Genomic DNA, 16528 nt, shown 5'->3' on the forward strand with positions numbered 1-16528 from the left:
GGATGAACATTATGACCAGCTCAAGTTCGGCATGTGAGGATGGCCGCCTTCAGGCGGCTCAAATTCTTGCCCCTTTGAGGGGCTAACAAAATAAAGCCCCCGGCTTTGCCGGGGGATATTTACTACATCCCTGTAAGCTACTTTTGCCTTCCCTGGCAAAAGACCTCCTCTTCGGCCTGCCCCTGGCGCCCCTCGCGCCTATGCCTCTCCCTCGTCATCCGCCCAGGTCAGGCTGCCGGCATCTAGCAGGGCGGTGAGCAGCTCGGCGGCGCCGTCGAGTTCGAGCAGCCCGGCATCCAGCGGCGTGTCGGACGCCAGGGCCCGGGCCAGGGGCAGGGGGCACTCCACGCCGTCGCCGTCGACGAACAGGGTGGCCCGGCCGTCGTCCAGGGCGCGCCAGGCGAAGCGCGAGCCGGGGCTGCGCAGCAGTTCTTCACCCTCCTGTAGTGCCGTGACAAGGGCGTCGAGGTCGGTGGGCTCCTCGGCGGGCACCAGCTGGTCGACGTACTTGGGCTGGGTCATCACGCGGCCGAACCACTGGGCGAGCTGGGTCGGGTCGTCGAGGGTCGCGAGGATCAGCGAGCGCATGCGCGCCACGGCGGCATCGTCGAGCTCGCCGGGGTCGGTGGGAGGTGCCATGCCAGCGTCGGCGTAGCGTTTCGAGGCAGGAAGCTGCTCGCCGAGATAATCGGCGAAGGAGGTGATCGCCTCGTCCGCCGAGGGGGCGCGGAAGCCTACCGAGAGCGTCATGCAGTCGTCAGACTCGCTGACCCCGTGGTGCGCCCAGCCGGGCGGCAGGTAGAGCATGTCGCCGGGCTCCAACACCCAGTCGTCGCCGTCCTCGACCTCGAAGCGCTCGAGGATACGCAGGTCGATGCCCTGGATGATCGGGGCGTTGTCGGCGACCTTGCCGCCGAGCTGCCAGCGTCGGGTGCCGCTGCCCTGCAGCAGGAAGACGTCGTACTGGTCGACATGGGGGCCGACGCTGCCGCCCGGGGCGGCGTAGCTGATCATGATGTCGTCGAGCCGCCAGCGGGGCAGGAAGTCAAAGTGGTCGAGCAACTCGGCGACTTCGGGCACGTAGTGATCCACCGCCTGGACCAGCAGGGTCCAGGCGCGCTCGGGGAGCTTGGCGAACACGCCCTCGTCGAAGGGGCCGTGACGCACCTGCCACGGACCGTCGCGACCGTGCTCCTCGACCAGGCGGGCCTCGATGCCCTCCTCGCAGGCCAGCCCGGCCAGCTCGTCGGGGTCGAGCGGGCACGCGAAGTCGGGAAAGGCACCGCGGATCAGCAGTGGCTTGCGTTGCCAGACATCGCGCAGGAACTCGGTGGCGGTCAGGCCGCCGAGCATCGGTAGGGGGGTATCGGGAGACATGGTCAAAGCCTGAGCGCCTGCTCGGCGGCATTGCCGATATAGGTGGCTGGGCTGAGCGCCTTGAGCTCGGTCTTCACCTCGGTGGGCAGCTCGAGGGTATCGATAAAGGCGGCAAAGCCGGCCTGGTCGATGCGCTTGCCGCGGGTCAGCTCCTTGAGCTTCTCGTAGGGCTTCTCGATGCCGTAGCGGCGCATGACCGTCTGGATCGGCTCGGCGAGCACCTCCCAGCTGGCGTCCAGGTCCTCGGCGATGCGCACCGGGTTGGCTTCGAGCTTGCCGATGCCCTTGAGCGACGCCTGGTAGGCAATCAGGCCGTAGGCCAGCCCGACGCCGAGGTTGCGCAGCACCGTGGAGTCGGTGAGGTCGCGCTGCCAGCGAGAGATCGGCAGCTTCTGGGCCAGGTGGCCGAGCACTGCGTTGGCAAGCCCCAGGTTGCCCTCGGAGTTCTCGAAGTCGATGGGGTTGACCTTGTGCGGCATGGTCGAGGAGCCGATCTCGCCCTCGACGGTCTTCTGCTTGAAGTAGCCCAGCGAGATGTAGCCCCAGACGTCGCGGTCGAAGTCGATCAGGATGGTGTTGAAGCGGCAGATCGCGTCGAACAGTTCGGCGATGTAGTCGTGGGGCTCGATCTGGGTGGTGTAGGGGTTGAAGGTCAGCCCCAGGCCCTCGACGAAGGTGCGGGCGTTGGCCTCCCAGTCGACCTCCGGGTAGGTGGCGAGGTGAGCGTTGTAGTTGCCCACCGCGCCGTTGATCTTGCCCAGGATCTCCACGCCCTCGATCTGCTCGAGCTGGCGGCGCAGGCGGTAGGCGACGTTGGCCATCTCCTTGCCCAGGGTGGTGGGGCTCGCGGTCTGGCCGTGGGTACGCGAGAGCATCGGCACGGCAGCGTGCTCGCGGGCCAGGCGGGCCACTTCGTCCGCCACTCGGTGCATCACCGGCAGCAGTGCCTTGAGACCGTCGGTGAGCATCACGCCGTGGGAGAGGTTGTTGATGTCCTCGCTGGTACAGGCGAAGTGTACGAACTCGGTGATCGCGTGCAGCTCCGGCTGGCCGGCGATCCGCTCCTTGATGAAGTACTCCACCGCCTTGACGTCATGGTTGGTGGTGCGTTCGATCTCCTTGATGCGCTCGGCGTCTGTCACCGAGAAATCGCGCAGCATCGCCTCGAGAAAGGCGGTGGCCTCGGCGGAGAGTGGTGGTACCTCGGTGACGCCGGCCAGCTCGGCGAGCCGCTGCAGCCAGCGGATCTCGACGATGACCCGGGCGCGGATCAGGCCGAACTCGCTGAAGTGCTCGCGCAGGGCCTCGGCCTTGCTGCCGTAGCGGCCGTCGACGGGAGAGAGGGCGGTGAGGGCGGTGAGGGGCAGGGAGGCGCTTAGCATGGTCGAGGTTCCGGTACGGTGTGAAGAAGGTTGGGAGCGGGAAGACAGCGTCAGCCCAGTTGGTCCAGGGCTTTCCTGAGCGCGCCGCGCTGGAAGACCAGCTTCCAGCGACGGCCGCCCTGCTGGTGCCAGAGCAGGGCGAAGCGAATGCCGGCGAGCAGGATGGCGCGAACCCGCTCGGGCATCATGCGGCTCTGCAGCAGCGAGGGATCGCCTTGTACCACGATGCGGGTCTTGAAGGTGGAGATCGTCTCCTGGTAGGCCTCGCCGAGGCTGGCGATGACGTTCTCGTGGGTCGCGTCGAAGTGATCGGCCTGGCCCTGGATGCGGGTCAGGGAGTTTCCCAGCTCGTTCATCATGGCATCGTTGCCACGCAGCTTGTTCATCAGCAGCAACAGCGAGAAACCATAGCGCAGCACCACCGGGTTGGTCTGCTTGCGCCCCACCACCGCTTCGAGCACCTCGAGGCCGCGGCGCAGGTTGTTGGGGTGGCCGCCGTAGATCGCCTCGAAGCTCTCGGGGTTGGTGTCGAGGGTGGCGCGGATCAGGGTCTCCCAGGCGCGCTGATCGACCTGGCTGGTGCGGGCCAGCTCGTCGACCAGGCTGGCGGCCTGGAAGACGCCGGCGAGTGCCAGCGCCTGTCTGGCCGCCGGGGTATCGGGCGCGCGGTGGATCGGGGTCGAGGCGGTCATGGGCTGAGCTCCGTGGCGTTCCAGGTATCGCGGATCACGCCGCCACCGAGGCAGATCTCGCCGTCGTAGAGCACCAGCGACTGGCCCGGGGTGACGGCACGCTGGGGGGCATCGAAATGCACTTCGACGCCGCCATCCTCCCGCGTGTGGACAGTGCAGGGTACGTCGGACTGGCGATAGCGGGTCTTGGCGGTGTAGCGTCCTGCGCCGGCCGGCGGCTCGCCGGCGACCCAGTCCATGGCCTCGGTGGCCAGGCTGTCGGTATAGAGCAGCGGGTGGTGCTTGCCCTGCACGGCGACGAGCACGTTGCGCTCGAGGTCCTTGGCGGCCACGTACCAAGGCTCCTCCGGGTAGTCGGCGAGACCGCCGATGCCCAGCCCCTGACGCTGGCCGAGGGTGTAGTACATCAGCCCCATATGCTCGCCGATCACGTCGCCGTCGGGGGTCTCGATCACCCCCGGCTGGGCCGGCAGGTATTGCTGCAGGAAGTCGCGGAAGCGGCGCTCGCCGATGAAGCAGATGCCCGTCGAATCCTTCTTGCTCGCGGTGGCGAGCCCGTGGCGCTCGGCGATGGCGCGCACCTCGGGCTTCTCCAGTTCGCCCACCGGGAAGAGGGTGCGGGCGATGGCGGCCTCGGGGACGGCGTGCAGGAAGTAGCTCTGGTCCTTGTGGGGGTCGAGGCCCTTCAGCAGGCGTGGTCGGAGGTCGCCATCGAGTCGGCCGCGGCCCTGCCCTTGACGAACATAGTGGCCGGTGGCGATCTGCTCCGCACCGAGCATCTCGGCGTACTCCAGGAACACCTTGAACTTGATCTCGCGGTTGCAGAGGATATCCGGGTTCGGCGTACGTCCCGCCTGGTACTCGGCCAGGAAGTGCTCGAAGACATTGTCCCAGTACTCGGCGGCGAAGTTGGCGGCATGCAGCCGGATGCCGAGTTTCTCGCACACGGCCTCGGCGTCCGCCAGGTCGGCCTTGGCGGTGCAGTACTCGGTGCCGTCGTCCTCGTCCCAGTTCTTCATGAACAGGCCTTCGACCTGATAGCCCTGTTCGAGCAGCAGCAGGGCGGAAACGGAGGAGTCGACACCGCCGGACATGCCGACGATCACCTTGCCTGAGGTGGCTGTCATGGACGCTCTCGGAATGGATGGATCATAAACGGGGCGAGATTATACCTTATCCTGGCTTCGAGCTTCGAGCTTCGAGCTTCGAGCTTCGAGCTTCGAGCTTCGAGCTTCGAGCTTCGAGCTTCGAGCTTCGAGCTACAGTCCAACCGCAGCCCGCAGCCCGCAGCCCGCAGCCCGCAGCCCGCAGCCCGCAGCCCGCAGCCTTCACCCGCTCAGCGCTCGTGAATCACGTCCATGGGAAAGAACTTGCCGGCCAGGGAATCGCGGATGCGGCGCATCACCAGTGGACTGCGCAGCCTCCCCGCGCGCTCCAGCTCCTCCAGCTCCTCGAGGGTCAGCCAGTGCACGGCGTGGATCGCCGGATCCAGGTCGTTGCCGAGGTGGGCCAGGGCCATGCCGAAGAAGCCGTGGCTGTGGAAGGTCTGGCCGCCGGGGGCCTCGAAGACGTACATGCCGAGGTAGTCGGTGATGCCGATCTGCCAGGCGGTCTCCTCGCCGACCTCGCGCAGGGCGGCCTCCCGGATGCGTTCGCCTGGCTCCAGGTGGCCGGCGGGTTGGTTGAAGAGCGTATGGGGGCCGCCGAGGTCCTCCTCGACCATCAGGAAACGGCCGGCGCGTTCCACCACGCAGGCCACGGTGACATGGGGGTGCCAGCGGTTCATCGGCGGCCTCCTCTGTGGCGGGTCGGGCGTTGCTGGTGCGGTGCATGCAGGGTCTCGCGGCGCCACTGCCCCGGTGCCAGGCCGTCGAGGCGCCAGGGGCCGATGGCGACACGCACCAGGCGCAGGGTGGGGTGGCCGACATGGGCGGTCATGCGCCGCACCTGGCGGTTACGGCCCTCGCCGATGGTCAGTTCCAGCCAACTGGTGACCGGGTGGCGCTTCGGGTCCAGCGGCGGGTTCCGCTCGGGGAGCCCGCTGGTCTCCAGGCGTTTGACCCTGGCCGGCCGGGTGCGACCGTCCTTGAGCTCGACGCCGCCCCGGAGCGCCTGCAGGGCGGAATCACTGGGCCGGCCCTCCACCTGCACCCGGTAGGTCTTGGGCTGCTTGTGGCGGGGGTCGCTGATGCGGTGGATCAGCTCGCCGTCGTCGGACAGCAGCAGCAGGCCTTCGGAGTCGTAGTCGAGGCGGCCGGCGGCGTAGATGCCGGGCACGTCGATCACGTCGGCGAGGGTGGCGCGGCGCTCTTCACCGTCGGCTCGGCGATCGGTGAACTGGGAGAGCATGCGATAGGGCTTGTGCAGCAGATAGAGAGCGCTCATTCGACCAAGGTCTTGCTACCATGGATTGTCGACAAATCTGGCTCCAAGCCTACTCCGATCGATCGGGTGAATGCTATACTCCGCGCTCCACTGAACAGACCAGACAGGGGAGTTCTCAATGGGGTTCCAGAAAATCGTCGTCCCTGAAGGCGGCCAGAAGATCACCGTCAACGCCGACAACACCCTGAACGTGCCGAATGAGCCGATCATCCCGTTCATCGAGGGGGACGGCATCGGCGTCGACGTGACGCCGGCCATGAAGATCGCCATCGATGCCGCCGTGCAGAAGGCCTACAACGGCGAGCGCAAGATTCACTGGATGGAGATCTACGCTGGTGAGAAGGCCACCCAGGTCTACGATGCCGATACCTGGCTGCCTGAAGAGACCCTGGAAGCCGTCAAGGACTTCGTCGTCTCCATCAAGGGCCCGCTGACCACGCCGGTAGGCGGTGGCATCCGCTCCCTGAACGTGGCCCTGCGCCAGAAGCTCGACCTCTACGTCTGCCAGCGCCCGGTACGCTGGTTCGAAGGTGTGCCGAGCCCGGTCAAGAAGCCCGGCGACGTGGACATGGTCATCTTCCGCGAGAACTCCGAGGACATCTACGCCGGCATCGAGTGGAAGGCCGGCACGCCGGAAGCCGACAAGGTGATCAAGTTCCTCCGCGAGGAGATGGGCGTCACCAACATCCGCTTTCCCGAGAACTGCGGCATCGGCGTCAAGCCGGTTTCCGTCGAAGGCACCAAGCGCCTCGTGCGCCAGGCCCTGCAGTATACTGTGGACAATGACCGCGAGTCGCTGACCCTGGTACACAAGGGCAACATCATGAAGTTCACCGAGGGCTCTTTCAAGGACTGGGGCTACGAGCTCGCCAAGGAGGAGTTCGGTGCCGAGCTGCTCGACGGCGGCCCGTGGATGACCTTCAAGAACCCCAGGACCGGCAAGGACATCGTGGTCAAGGACGTCATCGCCGACGCCATGCTGCAGCAGATCCTGCTGCGCCCGGCCGAGTACGACGTCATTGCCACCCTGAACCTCAATGGCGACTACCTCTCCGATGCCCTGGCGGCCGAGGTGGGCGGCATCGGCATCGCGCCGGGCGCCAACCTCTCCGACGCCGTGGCCATGTTCGAGGCCACCCACGGTACCGCGCCGAAGTATGCCGGCCAGGACAAGGTCAACCCCGGTTCGCTGATCCTCTCCGCCGAGATGATGCTGCGTCACATGGGCTGGGTCGAGGCTGCCGATCTGGTGCTCAAGGGCATGGAGAAGGCCATTTCCAGGGGCGAGGTCACTTATGACTTCCATCGCCTGATGGACGATGCCAAGCTTCTCAAGTGCTCCGAGTTCGGCCAGGCCGTCGCCGACAACATGTAAGTCGCGGCGCGTCGAGCCCGGGGCCCTCGTCCGCCGCCCGGCGGGCGAGGGCCCTTTGCGTTGAGCGTCACGAGTGAACCCCGCCGGCCGCCTGGCGTCCAATCACGGTTGAGATTTACCTTGGTGGTCGGCTTGTCGAGATGGATAGTGGCTCTTATGTTCAAGACAGAAGAGGAGGCGTGGCGTGAGTGGCGCGCCTCGATCCGCGGAGGCATGACCCGCCCTCCCGAGCCCGGCGAGGAGGGCGACGACGACCTGGCGGTGCAGAGCGCCGAGCCGGAGGTGGCACGTCCGCCGCTGTACAAGGTGGTGTTGCATAACGACGACTTCACCCCCATGGAGTTCGTGGTGGAGGTGCTGCAGACCTTCTTTTACATGGACAGCGAAACCGCGGTGCAGGTGATGTTGACGGTGCACACCCAGGGCAAGGCCACCTGTGGCATCTTTACCCGCGACATCGCGGAAACCAAAAGCCATCAGGTCAATCAATACGCAAGAGAGTGTCAGCATCCGTTGCTGAGCGATATCGAAGCGACGGACTGATCCCGGACATGGTCGCTAAGGGGGATGGATGTCGGCCGTTGGACGAGGAGACTTGCAACGGCAGCGTTTGTGCCCGATGTTGATGATGCCGGACCTTGAATGATCCGACGCAAGCCCTAGGCGGCGAGAAGGGGACTGCCATGCTGAGCAAAGAACTTGAACTGACCCTGAACACGGCCTTCACGGTGGCGCGCTCCAAGCGTCACGAGTTCATGACCGTGGAGCACCTGCTGCTGGCTCTGCTGGACAATGCCTCCGCGGCGGATGTGCTGAGGGCCTGCGGGGCCAACCTCGACAAGTTGCGGTCCGACCTGCAGGATTTCATCAATTCCACCACGCCGCTGATCCCCGAGGATCAGAGCGACCGCGAGACCCAGCCGACGTTGGGCTTCCAGCGTGTGCTGCAGCGTGCCGTCTTCCACGTCCAGTCTTCGGGCAAGAGCGAGGTCACCGGGGCCAACGTGCTGGTGGCGATCTTCTCCGAGCAGGAGAGCCAGGCGGTCTACTTCCTCAAGCAGCAGAACGTGGCCCGGGTCGATGCGGTCAACTACATCGCCCACGGGATCTCCAAGGTCTCCGGGCATGGCCAGAGCCCCTCGTCTCCCGCTCCCGAGTCGGAAGAGGCCGAGGAGGGCGGTGGCGAGACCGGTGCCAACCCCCTGACCGGCTACGCCACCAATCTCAACGAGCAGGCCCGGCTGGGCAAGATCGACCCGCTGATCGGTCGCGAGCATGAGCTCGAGCGGGTGGTGCAGATACTGGCCCGGCGACGCAAGAACAATCCGCTGCTGGTCGGCGAGGCCGGGGTGGGCAAGACCGCCATCGCCGAGGGGCTCGCCAAGCGGGTCGTCGAGGAGGACGTGCCCGAGGTGATCGGCGACGCGGTGGTCTATGCGCTCGACATGGGCGCGCTGCTGGCCGGTACCAAGTACCGCGGCGATTTCGAGAAGCGGCTGAAGAGCCTGCTCGCCGAGCTCAAGAAACAGCCCAATGCCATCCTCTTCATCGACGAGATCCATACCGTGATCGGTGCAGGGGCGGCCTCGGGTGGGGTGATGGACGCCTCGAACCTGCTCAAGCCGCTGCTCTCCTCCGGCGATCTGCGCTGCATCGGGTCCACGACGTTCCAGGAGTTCCGCGGTATCTTCGAGAAGGACCGGGCGCTCGCGCGCCGTTTCCAGAAGGTCGATGTCATGGCGCCCTCGGTGGAGGACACCATCCGTATCCTCAAGGGGCTGCGGTCGCGCTTCGAGGAGCATCACCAGCTCAAGTACACCGACGCGGCGCTGGAGAGTGCGGCGCGCCTGGCGGATCGCTACATCAACGACCGTCACCTGCCCGACAAGGCCATCGACGTGATCGACGAGGCCGGTGCCCACCAGCGGCTGCTGCCGCCCGAAGTGCGCATCGACACCATCGACGTCGACCAGGTCGAGGCCGTGGTGGCCTCGATCGCGCGGATCCCGCCGAAGAGCGTCTCCAGCTCCGACCGCAAGCTGCTCGAGAACCTGGACCGTGACCTCAAGATGCTGGTGTTCGGTCAGGACGAGGCGATCGATGGCCTGTCGGCCGCCATCAAGCTGTCGCGGGCCGGGCTCAAGTCGCCGGACAAGCCGGTGGGCAGCTTCCTCTTCGCCGGCCCCACCGGGGTGGGCAAGACCGAGGTGGCTCGCCAGCTGGCGCGGATCATGGGCATCGAGCTGGTACGCTTCGACATGTCGGAGTACATGGAGCGCCACACCGTGTCGCGGCTGATCGGGGCACCTCCGGGCTACGTCGGCTACGACCAGGGTGGCCTGCTGACCGAGGCGATCACCAAGAATCCGCATTGCGTGCTGCTGCTCGACGAGATCGAGAAGGCGCATCCGGAGGTCTTCAACCTGCTGCTGCAGGTGATGGACCACGGCCGCCTGACCGACAACAACGGCCGCGAGGCGGACTTCCGTCACGTGATCGTGATCATGACCTCCAATGCCGGGGTCGAGCTGGCCACGCGACGCTCCATCGGCTTCCAGACCCAGGATCACTCCACCGATGCCCTGGAGGCGATTCGCAAGACCTTCTCGCCGGAGTTCCGCAACCGCCTGGACGGGATCATCCAGTTCCACTCGCTGCCGATCTCGGTGGTGCGCAGCGTGGTGGACAAGTTCCTGGTGGAGCTGCAGGCGCAGCTCGACGAGAAGCGGGTCCAGCTCGACGTGGACGATGCCGCCCGCGACTGGCTGGCCGAGAAGGGCTACGACCCCGACATGGGTGCCCGTCCCATGGCCCGCCTGATCCAGGAGCAGCTCAAGAAGCCGCTGGCGGAGCTGATCCTGTTCGGCGAGCTCTCCGAGCATGGCGGGGTGGTGCACGTCAGCGTCGAGGATGGCGAGCTGCACCTCTCCACCGAGTCGGAGCTGGCCGACGCACCCTGAGACGCCGTTTGCACGACGACACGGCGCCCTGTCTCCTGACGGGGCGCTGTTCGCTGGGTGGCCGTGAGCGGAGGGGCGGCGCGTGGCGCCGGGCAGGCGGGGTCAGCGTGAACGGTAGACGATGCGACCCTTGGACAGGTCGTAGGGAGTCAGCTCGACCTTGACCTTGTCGCCGGTGAGGATACGGATGTAGTTCTTGCGCATCTTGCCCGAGATGTGGGCAGTCACCACGTGGCCGTTCTCGAGCTCGACGCGGAACATGGTATTGGGAAGGGTATCGACGACGACGCCTTCCATTTCGATATGGTCTTCACGTGCCATATAGGCGGTTCCTCGCTGATGATGATGGTGCAAAGCGGCACCGGGGCCGCACGGGTGATGCCCGTGCCGACAGAATAGCGCGGTATTGTGCCGCATGCCGTGCGTCATGGCAAAAAAGCCGCCGTTCGATGCGGGATCGGGGAGTCTCAGACGGGCAGGGTACGCCGCCAGTGGCGCCCGTCGAGCATCTCCAGCGGGCGGAAGGCCTGCTTGTAGTTCATCTTGCGGCACTCGCGGATCCAGTACCCCAGGTAAACGTGGGGCAGCCCCAGGTCGCGGGCCCGCTCGACCAGCGAGAGCACGGCGAAGGTGCCGAGGGAACGGCGGTCCAGTTCCGGGCTGGGGTCGAAGAAGGTGTAGATCGCCGACAGCCCATGCTCCAGCTGGTCGTAGGCCGCCACGGCCACCAGCCGCCCTTCGAGGCGGAACTCCAGCAGCCGGGCATAGTCCTGGTCGAGGGTCAGGAAGGTGCGGTACTGCTCGTGGCTCGGGGGATACATGTCGCCATCGGCGTGGCGAGTGCGGATGTAGTGGGCATAGAGCGCGTAGTGCTCGCTGTCGAAGATTGCCGGGCGCACATGCAGCGAGAGGTCGGCATTGCGGCGGACGAGCCGGCGCTGGTTGCGGCTCGGCGCGAAGTCGACCACCGGTATGCGCACCGAGATACAGGCGCTGCACCCTTCGCAGTGGGGGCGGTAGAGGTGCCGGCCGCTGCGGCGGAAGCCCAGCAGTGCCAGCGCGTCGTAGACGCCGCGCCCGGGCGATTCCTGGGGGTCGAGGAACAGGGTGGTGGCCTCGCGCCCCTCGAGATAGCTGCAGGCATGCGGCACGGTGAGGAAGAAGCGCAGGTCCCGTACCGGCTGCCGAGGTGTGTTGCTGCTCACGGCTACCCCCTCTCTTGCGTTGTTTTCCCCACCGCACCAAGGCGTTCGAATGACCAGCAGGGCGGGATGATCGAGGCGTCATCCTCTGCCACTTCCGAGGCCTTGCCCAGCCACTTCTCAAGATAGCCGATGAACTCGGCCCGGGCGATGTCCCGGGCGCCGAGACTGGCCAGGTGGGCGGTGTGCATCTGACAGTCGATCAACCGGCCGCCATCGTCCTGCATGGCCCTGGCCAGGTGTACCAGGGCGATCTTGGAGGCATCCGGCTCCCGGGAGAACATCGATTCGCCGAAGAAGACCGGCCCGAGGGCCACGCCGTAGAGACCACCGACCAGCCGTTCGCCACGCCACACTTCCACCGAGTGGGCCATGCCCAGGGCGTGCAGGCGGCCATACGCCTCGCACATGGCGTCGGTGATCCAGGTGCCGGGCTGCCCGTCGCGGGGCCCGGCACAGGCCGAGATCACCGTGTCGAAGACGGTGTCGGCGGTGACCCGGAAACCGCCGTTGCGCAGGCGCTTGGCGAGGCTGCGGCGGACGCGGATCTCGTAGGGGAACAGCACCATACGCGGGTCGGGGCTCCACCACAGGATGGGCTGGTCGTCGCTGTACCAGGGAAAGATACCGCGGCGGTAGGCCGCGAGCAGCCAGGCCGGGCTCAGGTCGCCGCCGACGGCCAACAGCCCGTCGGGGTCGCGCAGGGCCTGCTCGACAGGGGGGAAGTGTACGGGGTGAGCGGCAAGCCAGGGCAGCATCGAGGATCGAATCCTTGCGGAACGGAGCCTCAAGTGTGACGCTCACCGCGATGCGGCTCAAGATACTTGCCGGTAGTGCGGGCCCCTGTGATGGCAAGCACTTGCTCGGTATGATTGGCGCGATGGAAATGGAAGACGCCAACCGTGGCGCAAGGGGGATGGCCGCTTGAGTGTCAAGAAGAAGGTGTCGCCGCGCCGAGTGAGTGCGGCCCATGCCAGGGAGACGGCGAAGCGCTTCGGCCTGCGGCTGCAGGGATCGGCACGGGAAGGGGTCGCGATCATGTTGCTGGCGGCCTGTCTCTTCCTGCTGCTGGCGCTGTTCAGCTTCGAGCCCACCGACCCGGGCTGGTCCCGCAGCGGGCCCGAAACGGAGGTCGCCAACTGGATGGGCCCGATCGGGGCCTGGCTCTCCGATGTGCTCTATTCGCTGTTCGGTGCCAGCGCCCTGTGGTGGCCCGGCATGCTGGGGTTCGCCGCCTGGTGGCTGATTCGTGCGCGGCAGGTACACCTGGAATGGGACGCCACGGCGCTGGCAGTACGCAGCGGCGGCCTGGTGCTGTTGCTGCTCGGGACCACCACCCTCGGGGCCCTGCATTTCTACAACCCGGCGAGCCAGCTGCCTTACTCCTCGGGGGGGATCCTCGGCGAAGGGCTGGTCGGTGCCCTGGTGCCGCTGGTCGGTGCCGGGGGCACCGGCCTGCTGGCGCTGGCGGCGATGCTGTGCGGCTTCCCGCTGTTCACCGGCATGTCGTGGCTGACGGTGATGGACGAGCTCGGCCACCGTGCGCTGCGGCTCTGGCAGCGGCTGGCTGCGCCCTTCGGCCTGGCGGCCGACCGGCATGAGCAGCGCCGGGCCGAGGCGCAGGAGGCGACCTCGACGCTGGCAGACGACACCGGGCTCGACGAAGCGGGTGGCGAGCCCCCGGGTCGGCAGCGCTGGTGGCGGCGCCTGCTGCCCGGACGTCGTGGCGATTCGGCTCCCGAGCTGGCCGGCAGCGGCGGAGCCCGACGCGAGCCGGGCTTCGGCAACGATGGCGAGACCGAGATTCCCTGGGAGGTGCCCGAGCACACCCCCTCCGCCAAGCGCCCGGAGGCGGCCTACAGTGCACGGACGCCGGCGCCCCACTCCGGTGCCGGGGCCGGCACTGCAGCGGCCGTGACGGGTGCTGCAGTGGCGTCGAGCCCCGGAGCCACCACGGCGGCGACGTCTCATCGCGGCCCCGAGGCCGATGGATCCCGGCGGGTGCCGGAGACGGTGCCCGAGCCGGTGCTGCCCGACGACGACGAGGTGCCCCCGGCCTGGAGCGGGCCGTCGTTGCGGGCCAGTCGCGACGACGACCCCCTGGCGGCACCGGCCGCCCGAGACGAACGCCAGGCCGCGTCGACCGATGTGGCGGACCCCGATCCCGAGACGCCGCCGCCGGCCTGGGCCTCTTCGGGGTCGTCTCCGCACTCGCCGGTGCGCGACGGCGGACGCCGCGAGCCGGGGATGGTCGACTGGCAGGATGCCGACTGGGAGGACGACGGCGACGAACCGCGGCTAGGCTGGGAGGAGCCGGACCGGGACGAGGATGACGCGCGGCCGGCGCCCGAGGTGCCCATGGCCCGCGAGCCGGGCGATGCCCCGGCGGCGCCTGCACCGGGTGCACCGGCGGCCGACGACCCGCCCCGTGTCGCCACCGCCGAGCAGGGGCGAGAGGCCGCCGACCAGCCCGACGGCCCGACCCTGTGGACCGTGGAGCACCTGCAGAACCAGCGCCCGCTGTTCGACGAGTTGCCCGACCCCGACGGCGAGCTGCCCAGCCTGCGCCTGCTGACGCCGCCCCAGGCCCACCAGCCCAACTACACGGACGCCCAGCTGGCCGAGATGGCCGAGCTGCTCGAGGTGCGGCTGCGCGAGTACGGGGTCAAGGCCGAGGTGGTCGATACCTGGCCGGGGCCGGTGATCACGCGCTTCGAGATCAAGCCCGCGGCGGGGGTGAAGGTTTCCAAGATCAGCAACCTGGCCAAGGACCTGGCGCGCTCGCTGATGGTCAAGAGCGTGCGGGTGGTGGAGGTGATTCCCGGCCGGCCCACGGTGGGCATCGAGATCCCCAATCCCAAGCGGGCGATGATCCGCCTGCGCGAGGTGATCGACTCCGACCGCTACCAGCAGGAAGCCTCGGCGCTGACCCTGGCGCTGGGCCAGGACATCGGCGGTGGCCCGGTGGTGGCCAACCTGGGCAAGATGCCCCACCTGCTGGTGGCCGGCACCACCGGCTCGGGCAAGTCGGTGGGGGTCAACGCCATGTTGATCTCCATGCTGCTCAAGGCCACCCCCGACGAGCTGCGCATGATCATGGTCGACCCCAAGATGCTTGAACTGTCGGTCTATGACGGCATTCCGCACCTGCTGGCGCCGGTGGTCACCGACATGAAGGAGGCGGCCAATGCCCTGCGCTGGTGCGTGGCCGAAATGGAGCGCCGCTACAAGCTGATGGCCTCGATGGGCGTGCGCAACATCGCCGGCTTCAACGCCAAGCTCGACGAGGCCGAGCGGGCCGGGGCGCAGGTCGCCGACCCGCTGTGGGAGCCGCAGCCCTGGGAGATGCACCAGAGCCCGCCGGTGCTCGAGAAGCTGCCCTATATCGTGGTGGTGATCGACGAGTTTGCCGACATGTTCATGATCGTCGGCAAGAAGGTCGAGGAGCTGATCGCGCGGTTGGCGCAGAAGGCGCGGGCGGCCGGTATCCACCTGATACTGGCCACCCAGCGTCCCTCGGTGGACGTGGTCACCGGCCTGATCAAGGCCAATATCCCCACGCGCATGGCCTTCCAGGTCTCCTCGCGGGTCGACTCGCGCACCATCCTCGACCAGGGCGGCGCCGAGAACCTGCTGGGCCACGGTGACATGCTCTACCTGCCGGCGGGCTCCGGCCTGCCGACCCGGGTCCACGGCGCCTTCGTCGACGACGACGAGGTGCACCGGGTGGTGGAGGACTGGAAGCGCCGCGGCGAGCCCGAGTACATCGACGAGATCCTCTCCGGTGGCGTCTCCGCCGAGGCCCTCACCGGCCTCGAGGCCGAGGGAGGCGACGGCGACGATGCCGAGCAGGACTCGCTCTACGACGAGGCGGTGGCCTTCGTCACCGAGAGCCGGCGGGCGTCGATTTCGGCGGTGCAGCGCCGCTTCAAGATCGGCTACAACCGGGCCGCCCGCCTGGTCGAGGCGATGGAAATGGCCGGGGTGGTCTCGACCATGGGCACCAACGGCGCTCGCGAGGTGCTGGCGCCGCCTCCGGTAGGCAGTTGACCCGCCTGGAGGGGCGACGCCGTCCAACCATGCAGCAATGATGAAAGCGTCGGCGGGCGTGCAACCCGCCGGCGCCCCCTTGGTCCGAGTGACAGGATTCCATGATGGACCCGTCCAGGGAGACAGAGACGATGACCGTGAAGAAGACCCTCGCCGCGCTGGCCATGACACTCGCCGTGCCGGTATCGGCCCTGGCCAGCGAAGGGGCCGAGCGCCTGACCCGCATGCTGGAGCCGCTGCAGACCTATGAGGCCGCCTTCGAGCAGCTGATCCTCGACGGCAGTGGCCAGCGCCTGCAGGAGGCCAGTGGCCGCATGTGGCTGTCGCGCCCCGGCAGGTTCCGCTGGGAGGTCGATGCGCCCTACCAGCAGGAGGTGATCTCCGACGGCGAGGAGGTCTACCTGTATGACCCCGACCTGGAACAGGTCACGGTGCAGGCGCTGGACCAGCGGGTGACCCACACGCCGGCACTGCTGCTCTCCGGCAGCGCCAGCGAACTGACCGACAGCTATGACGTCACGCGCCAGCAGCAGGGCAGCGCCGAGACCTTCACGCTGCTGCCGAAGTCCGCCGACACCCTGTTCGAGGAGCTGAAGATGACCTTCCGCAGCGAGCGGCTGGCGGCCCTGCAGATGATCGACAGCACCGGCCAGCAGACCGCCATCGAGTTCCGTGACGTACGCATGAACGGGGCCATCGACGACGGCATCTTCGCCTTCGAGATTCCCGACGGCACCGACGTGATCCGCGATACGCACTAACGCCGAGAGGCCAGATCATAGCGCGAAGTGCCGGCATGAGCGGCGCCGGGGGGAGGCCAAAGCGGAGGTCATCCTTCAGGGATGAAGGATGTAGCGTCCAGGGACGGATTCACAGCGCCTCCGCGAAGGCCTGTCGCCGGAAAAGCCGCGGCCCACGCCCGCGAGGTGCACAGCCGCGTGCCTGGTAACTTGGCTGGGGTCTGACCCCATAGGGGCTGTCTCGGCGCCTTCCTAAGAAACCCGCTGCCTGACGGCTTGCACCGGCGCGAGTTCGAAGCCGAGTGACTTGGCGCGTCGCTGCAGGTTGCTCACCAGGCGTTGCCGGTAGCGCGCCTCGTAGTAGT

Annotated in this window: 14 protein-coding genes; 5 read left to right on the top strand and 9 right to left on the bottom strand. The window is 67.4% G+C overall.

The genetic code is table 11. From position 1 onward, the window contains the following. Positions 1-198: 198 nt before the first annotated feature. The 6 genes from AC5W54_RS21710 to AC5W54_RS21735 all read right to left on the bottom strand — a co-directional run bounded on the left by AC5W54_RS21710 (position 199) and on the right by AC5W54_RS21735 (position 5836). Entirely contained in the window at positions 199-1377 is a 1179-nt protein-coding gene (locus AC5W54_RS21710) for a ribosomal protein uL16 3-hydroxylase (protein ID WP_495964186.1), read from the bottom strand. 2 nt (positions 1378-1379) lie between these two features. Next, positions 1380-2744 (bottom strand): adenylosuccinate lyase, encoded by a 1365-nt coding sequence (gene purB, locus AC5W54_RS21715; RefSeq protein ID WP_495964196.1) that lies wholly within the window; start codon positions 2742-2744, stop codon positions 1380-1382. 65 nt (positions 2745-2809) lie between these two features. Continuing rightward, positions 2810-3451: a high frequency lysogenization protein HflD gene (gene hflD / locus AC5W54_RS21720; RefSeq protein ID WP_495964187.1), complete on the bottom strand. Its 642-nt coding sequence runs from the start codon at positions 3449-3451 to the stop codon at positions 2810-2812. Continuing rightward, on the bottom strand, positions 3448-4578 hold the full coding sequence (gene mnmA, locus AC5W54_RS21725) for a tRNA 2-thiouridine(34) synthase MnmA (RefSeq protein ID WP_495964188.1): 1131 nt from the start codon (positions 4576-4578) through the stop codon (positions 3448-3450). The genes hflD and mnmA overlap by 4 nt, the downstream gene beginning before the upstream one ends. A 209-nt stretch (positions 4579-4787) precedes the next feature. Beyond that, on the bottom strand, positions 4788-5237 hold the full coding sequence (locus AC5W54_RS21730; protein ID WP_495964189.1) for an NUDIX domain-containing protein: 450 nt from the start codon (positions 5235-5237) through the stop codon (positions 4788-4790). Beyond that, complete coding sequence (locus AC5W54_RS21735; RefSeq protein ID WP_495964190.1) at positions 5234-5836, bottom strand: pseudouridine synthase; 603 nt, start codon at positions 5834-5836, stop codon at positions 5234-5236. Before AC5W54_RS21735 ends, AC5W54_RS21730 begins: the two co-directional genes overlap by 4 nt. A gap of 118 nt (positions 5837-5954) precedes the next feature. Between AC5W54_RS21735 and icd the strand changes: the two genes are divergently transcribed. The 3 genes from icd (at position 5955) to clpA (ending at position 10171) form a co-directional block, all read left to right on the top strand. Continuing rightward, positions 5955-7211: an NADP-dependent isocitrate dehydrogenase gene (gene icd, locus AC5W54_RS21740; RefSeq protein ID WP_495964191.1), complete on the top strand. Its 1257-nt coding sequence runs from the start codon at positions 5955-5957 to the stop codon at positions 7209-7211. Positions 7212-7424: 213 nt separating this feature from the next. Further along, positions 7425-7754: an ATP-dependent Clp protease adapter ClpS gene (gene clpS / locus AC5W54_RS21745; RefSeq protein ID WP_495964197.1), complete on the top strand. Its 330-nt coding sequence runs from the start codon at positions 7425-7427 to the stop codon at positions 7752-7754. Between the two features lie 140 nt (positions 7755-7894). Continuing rightward, complete coding sequence (gene clpA, locus AC5W54_RS21750) at positions 7895-10171, top strand: ATP-dependent Clp protease ATP-binding subunit ClpA (RefSeq protein ID WP_495964192.1); 2277 nt, start codon at positions 7895-7897, stop codon at positions 10169-10171. Positions 10172-10273: 102 nt separating this feature from the next. Here clpA and infA read toward each other — a convergent pair whose 3' ends face one another. The 3 genes from infA to aat form a co-directional block, all read right to left on the bottom strand. Beyond that, positions 10274-10492: a translation initiation factor IF-1 gene (gene infA, locus AC5W54_RS21755; protein ID WP_013332816.1), complete on the bottom strand. Its 219-nt coding sequence runs from the start codon at positions 10490-10492 to the stop codon at positions 10274-10276. Between the two features lie 146 nt (positions 10493-10638). After that, the gene (locus AC5W54_RS21760; RefSeq protein WP_495964193.1) at positions 10639-11376 is read right to left on the bottom strand and encodes an arginyltransferase; all 738 of its coding nucleotides are present in this window, start codon (positions 11374-11376) and stop codon (positions 10639-10641) included. 2 nt (positions 11377-11378) lie between these two features. Then, positions 11379-12131: a leucyl/phenylalanyl-tRNA--protein transferase gene (aat, locus tag AC5W54_RS21765; protein ID WP_495964194.1), complete on the bottom strand. Its 753-nt coding sequence runs from the start codon at positions 12129-12131 to the stop codon at positions 11379-11381. Positions 12132-12411: 280 nt separating this feature from the next. Here aat and AC5W54_RS21770 point away from each other — a divergent pair, with 280 nt between their 5' ends. Together AC5W54_RS21770 and lolA are read left to right on the top strand one after the other, a co-directional pair. Then, a complete protein-coding gene (locus AC5W54_RS21770; protein ID WP_495964198.1) occupies positions 12412-15423 on the top strand; it encodes a DNA translocase FtsK in 3012 nt (1003 codons plus the stop codon). 131 nt (positions 15424-15554) lie between these two features. Beyond that, entirely contained in the window at positions 15555-16184 is a 630-nt protein-coding gene (lolA, locus tag AC5W54_RS21775) for an outer membrane lipoprotein periplasmic chaperone LolA (protein ID WP_495964195.1), read from the top strand. Positions 16185-16528 lie beyond the last annotated feature (344 nt).

Source organism: Halomonas sp. LMYGS-3 (genome assembly GCF_059509875.1).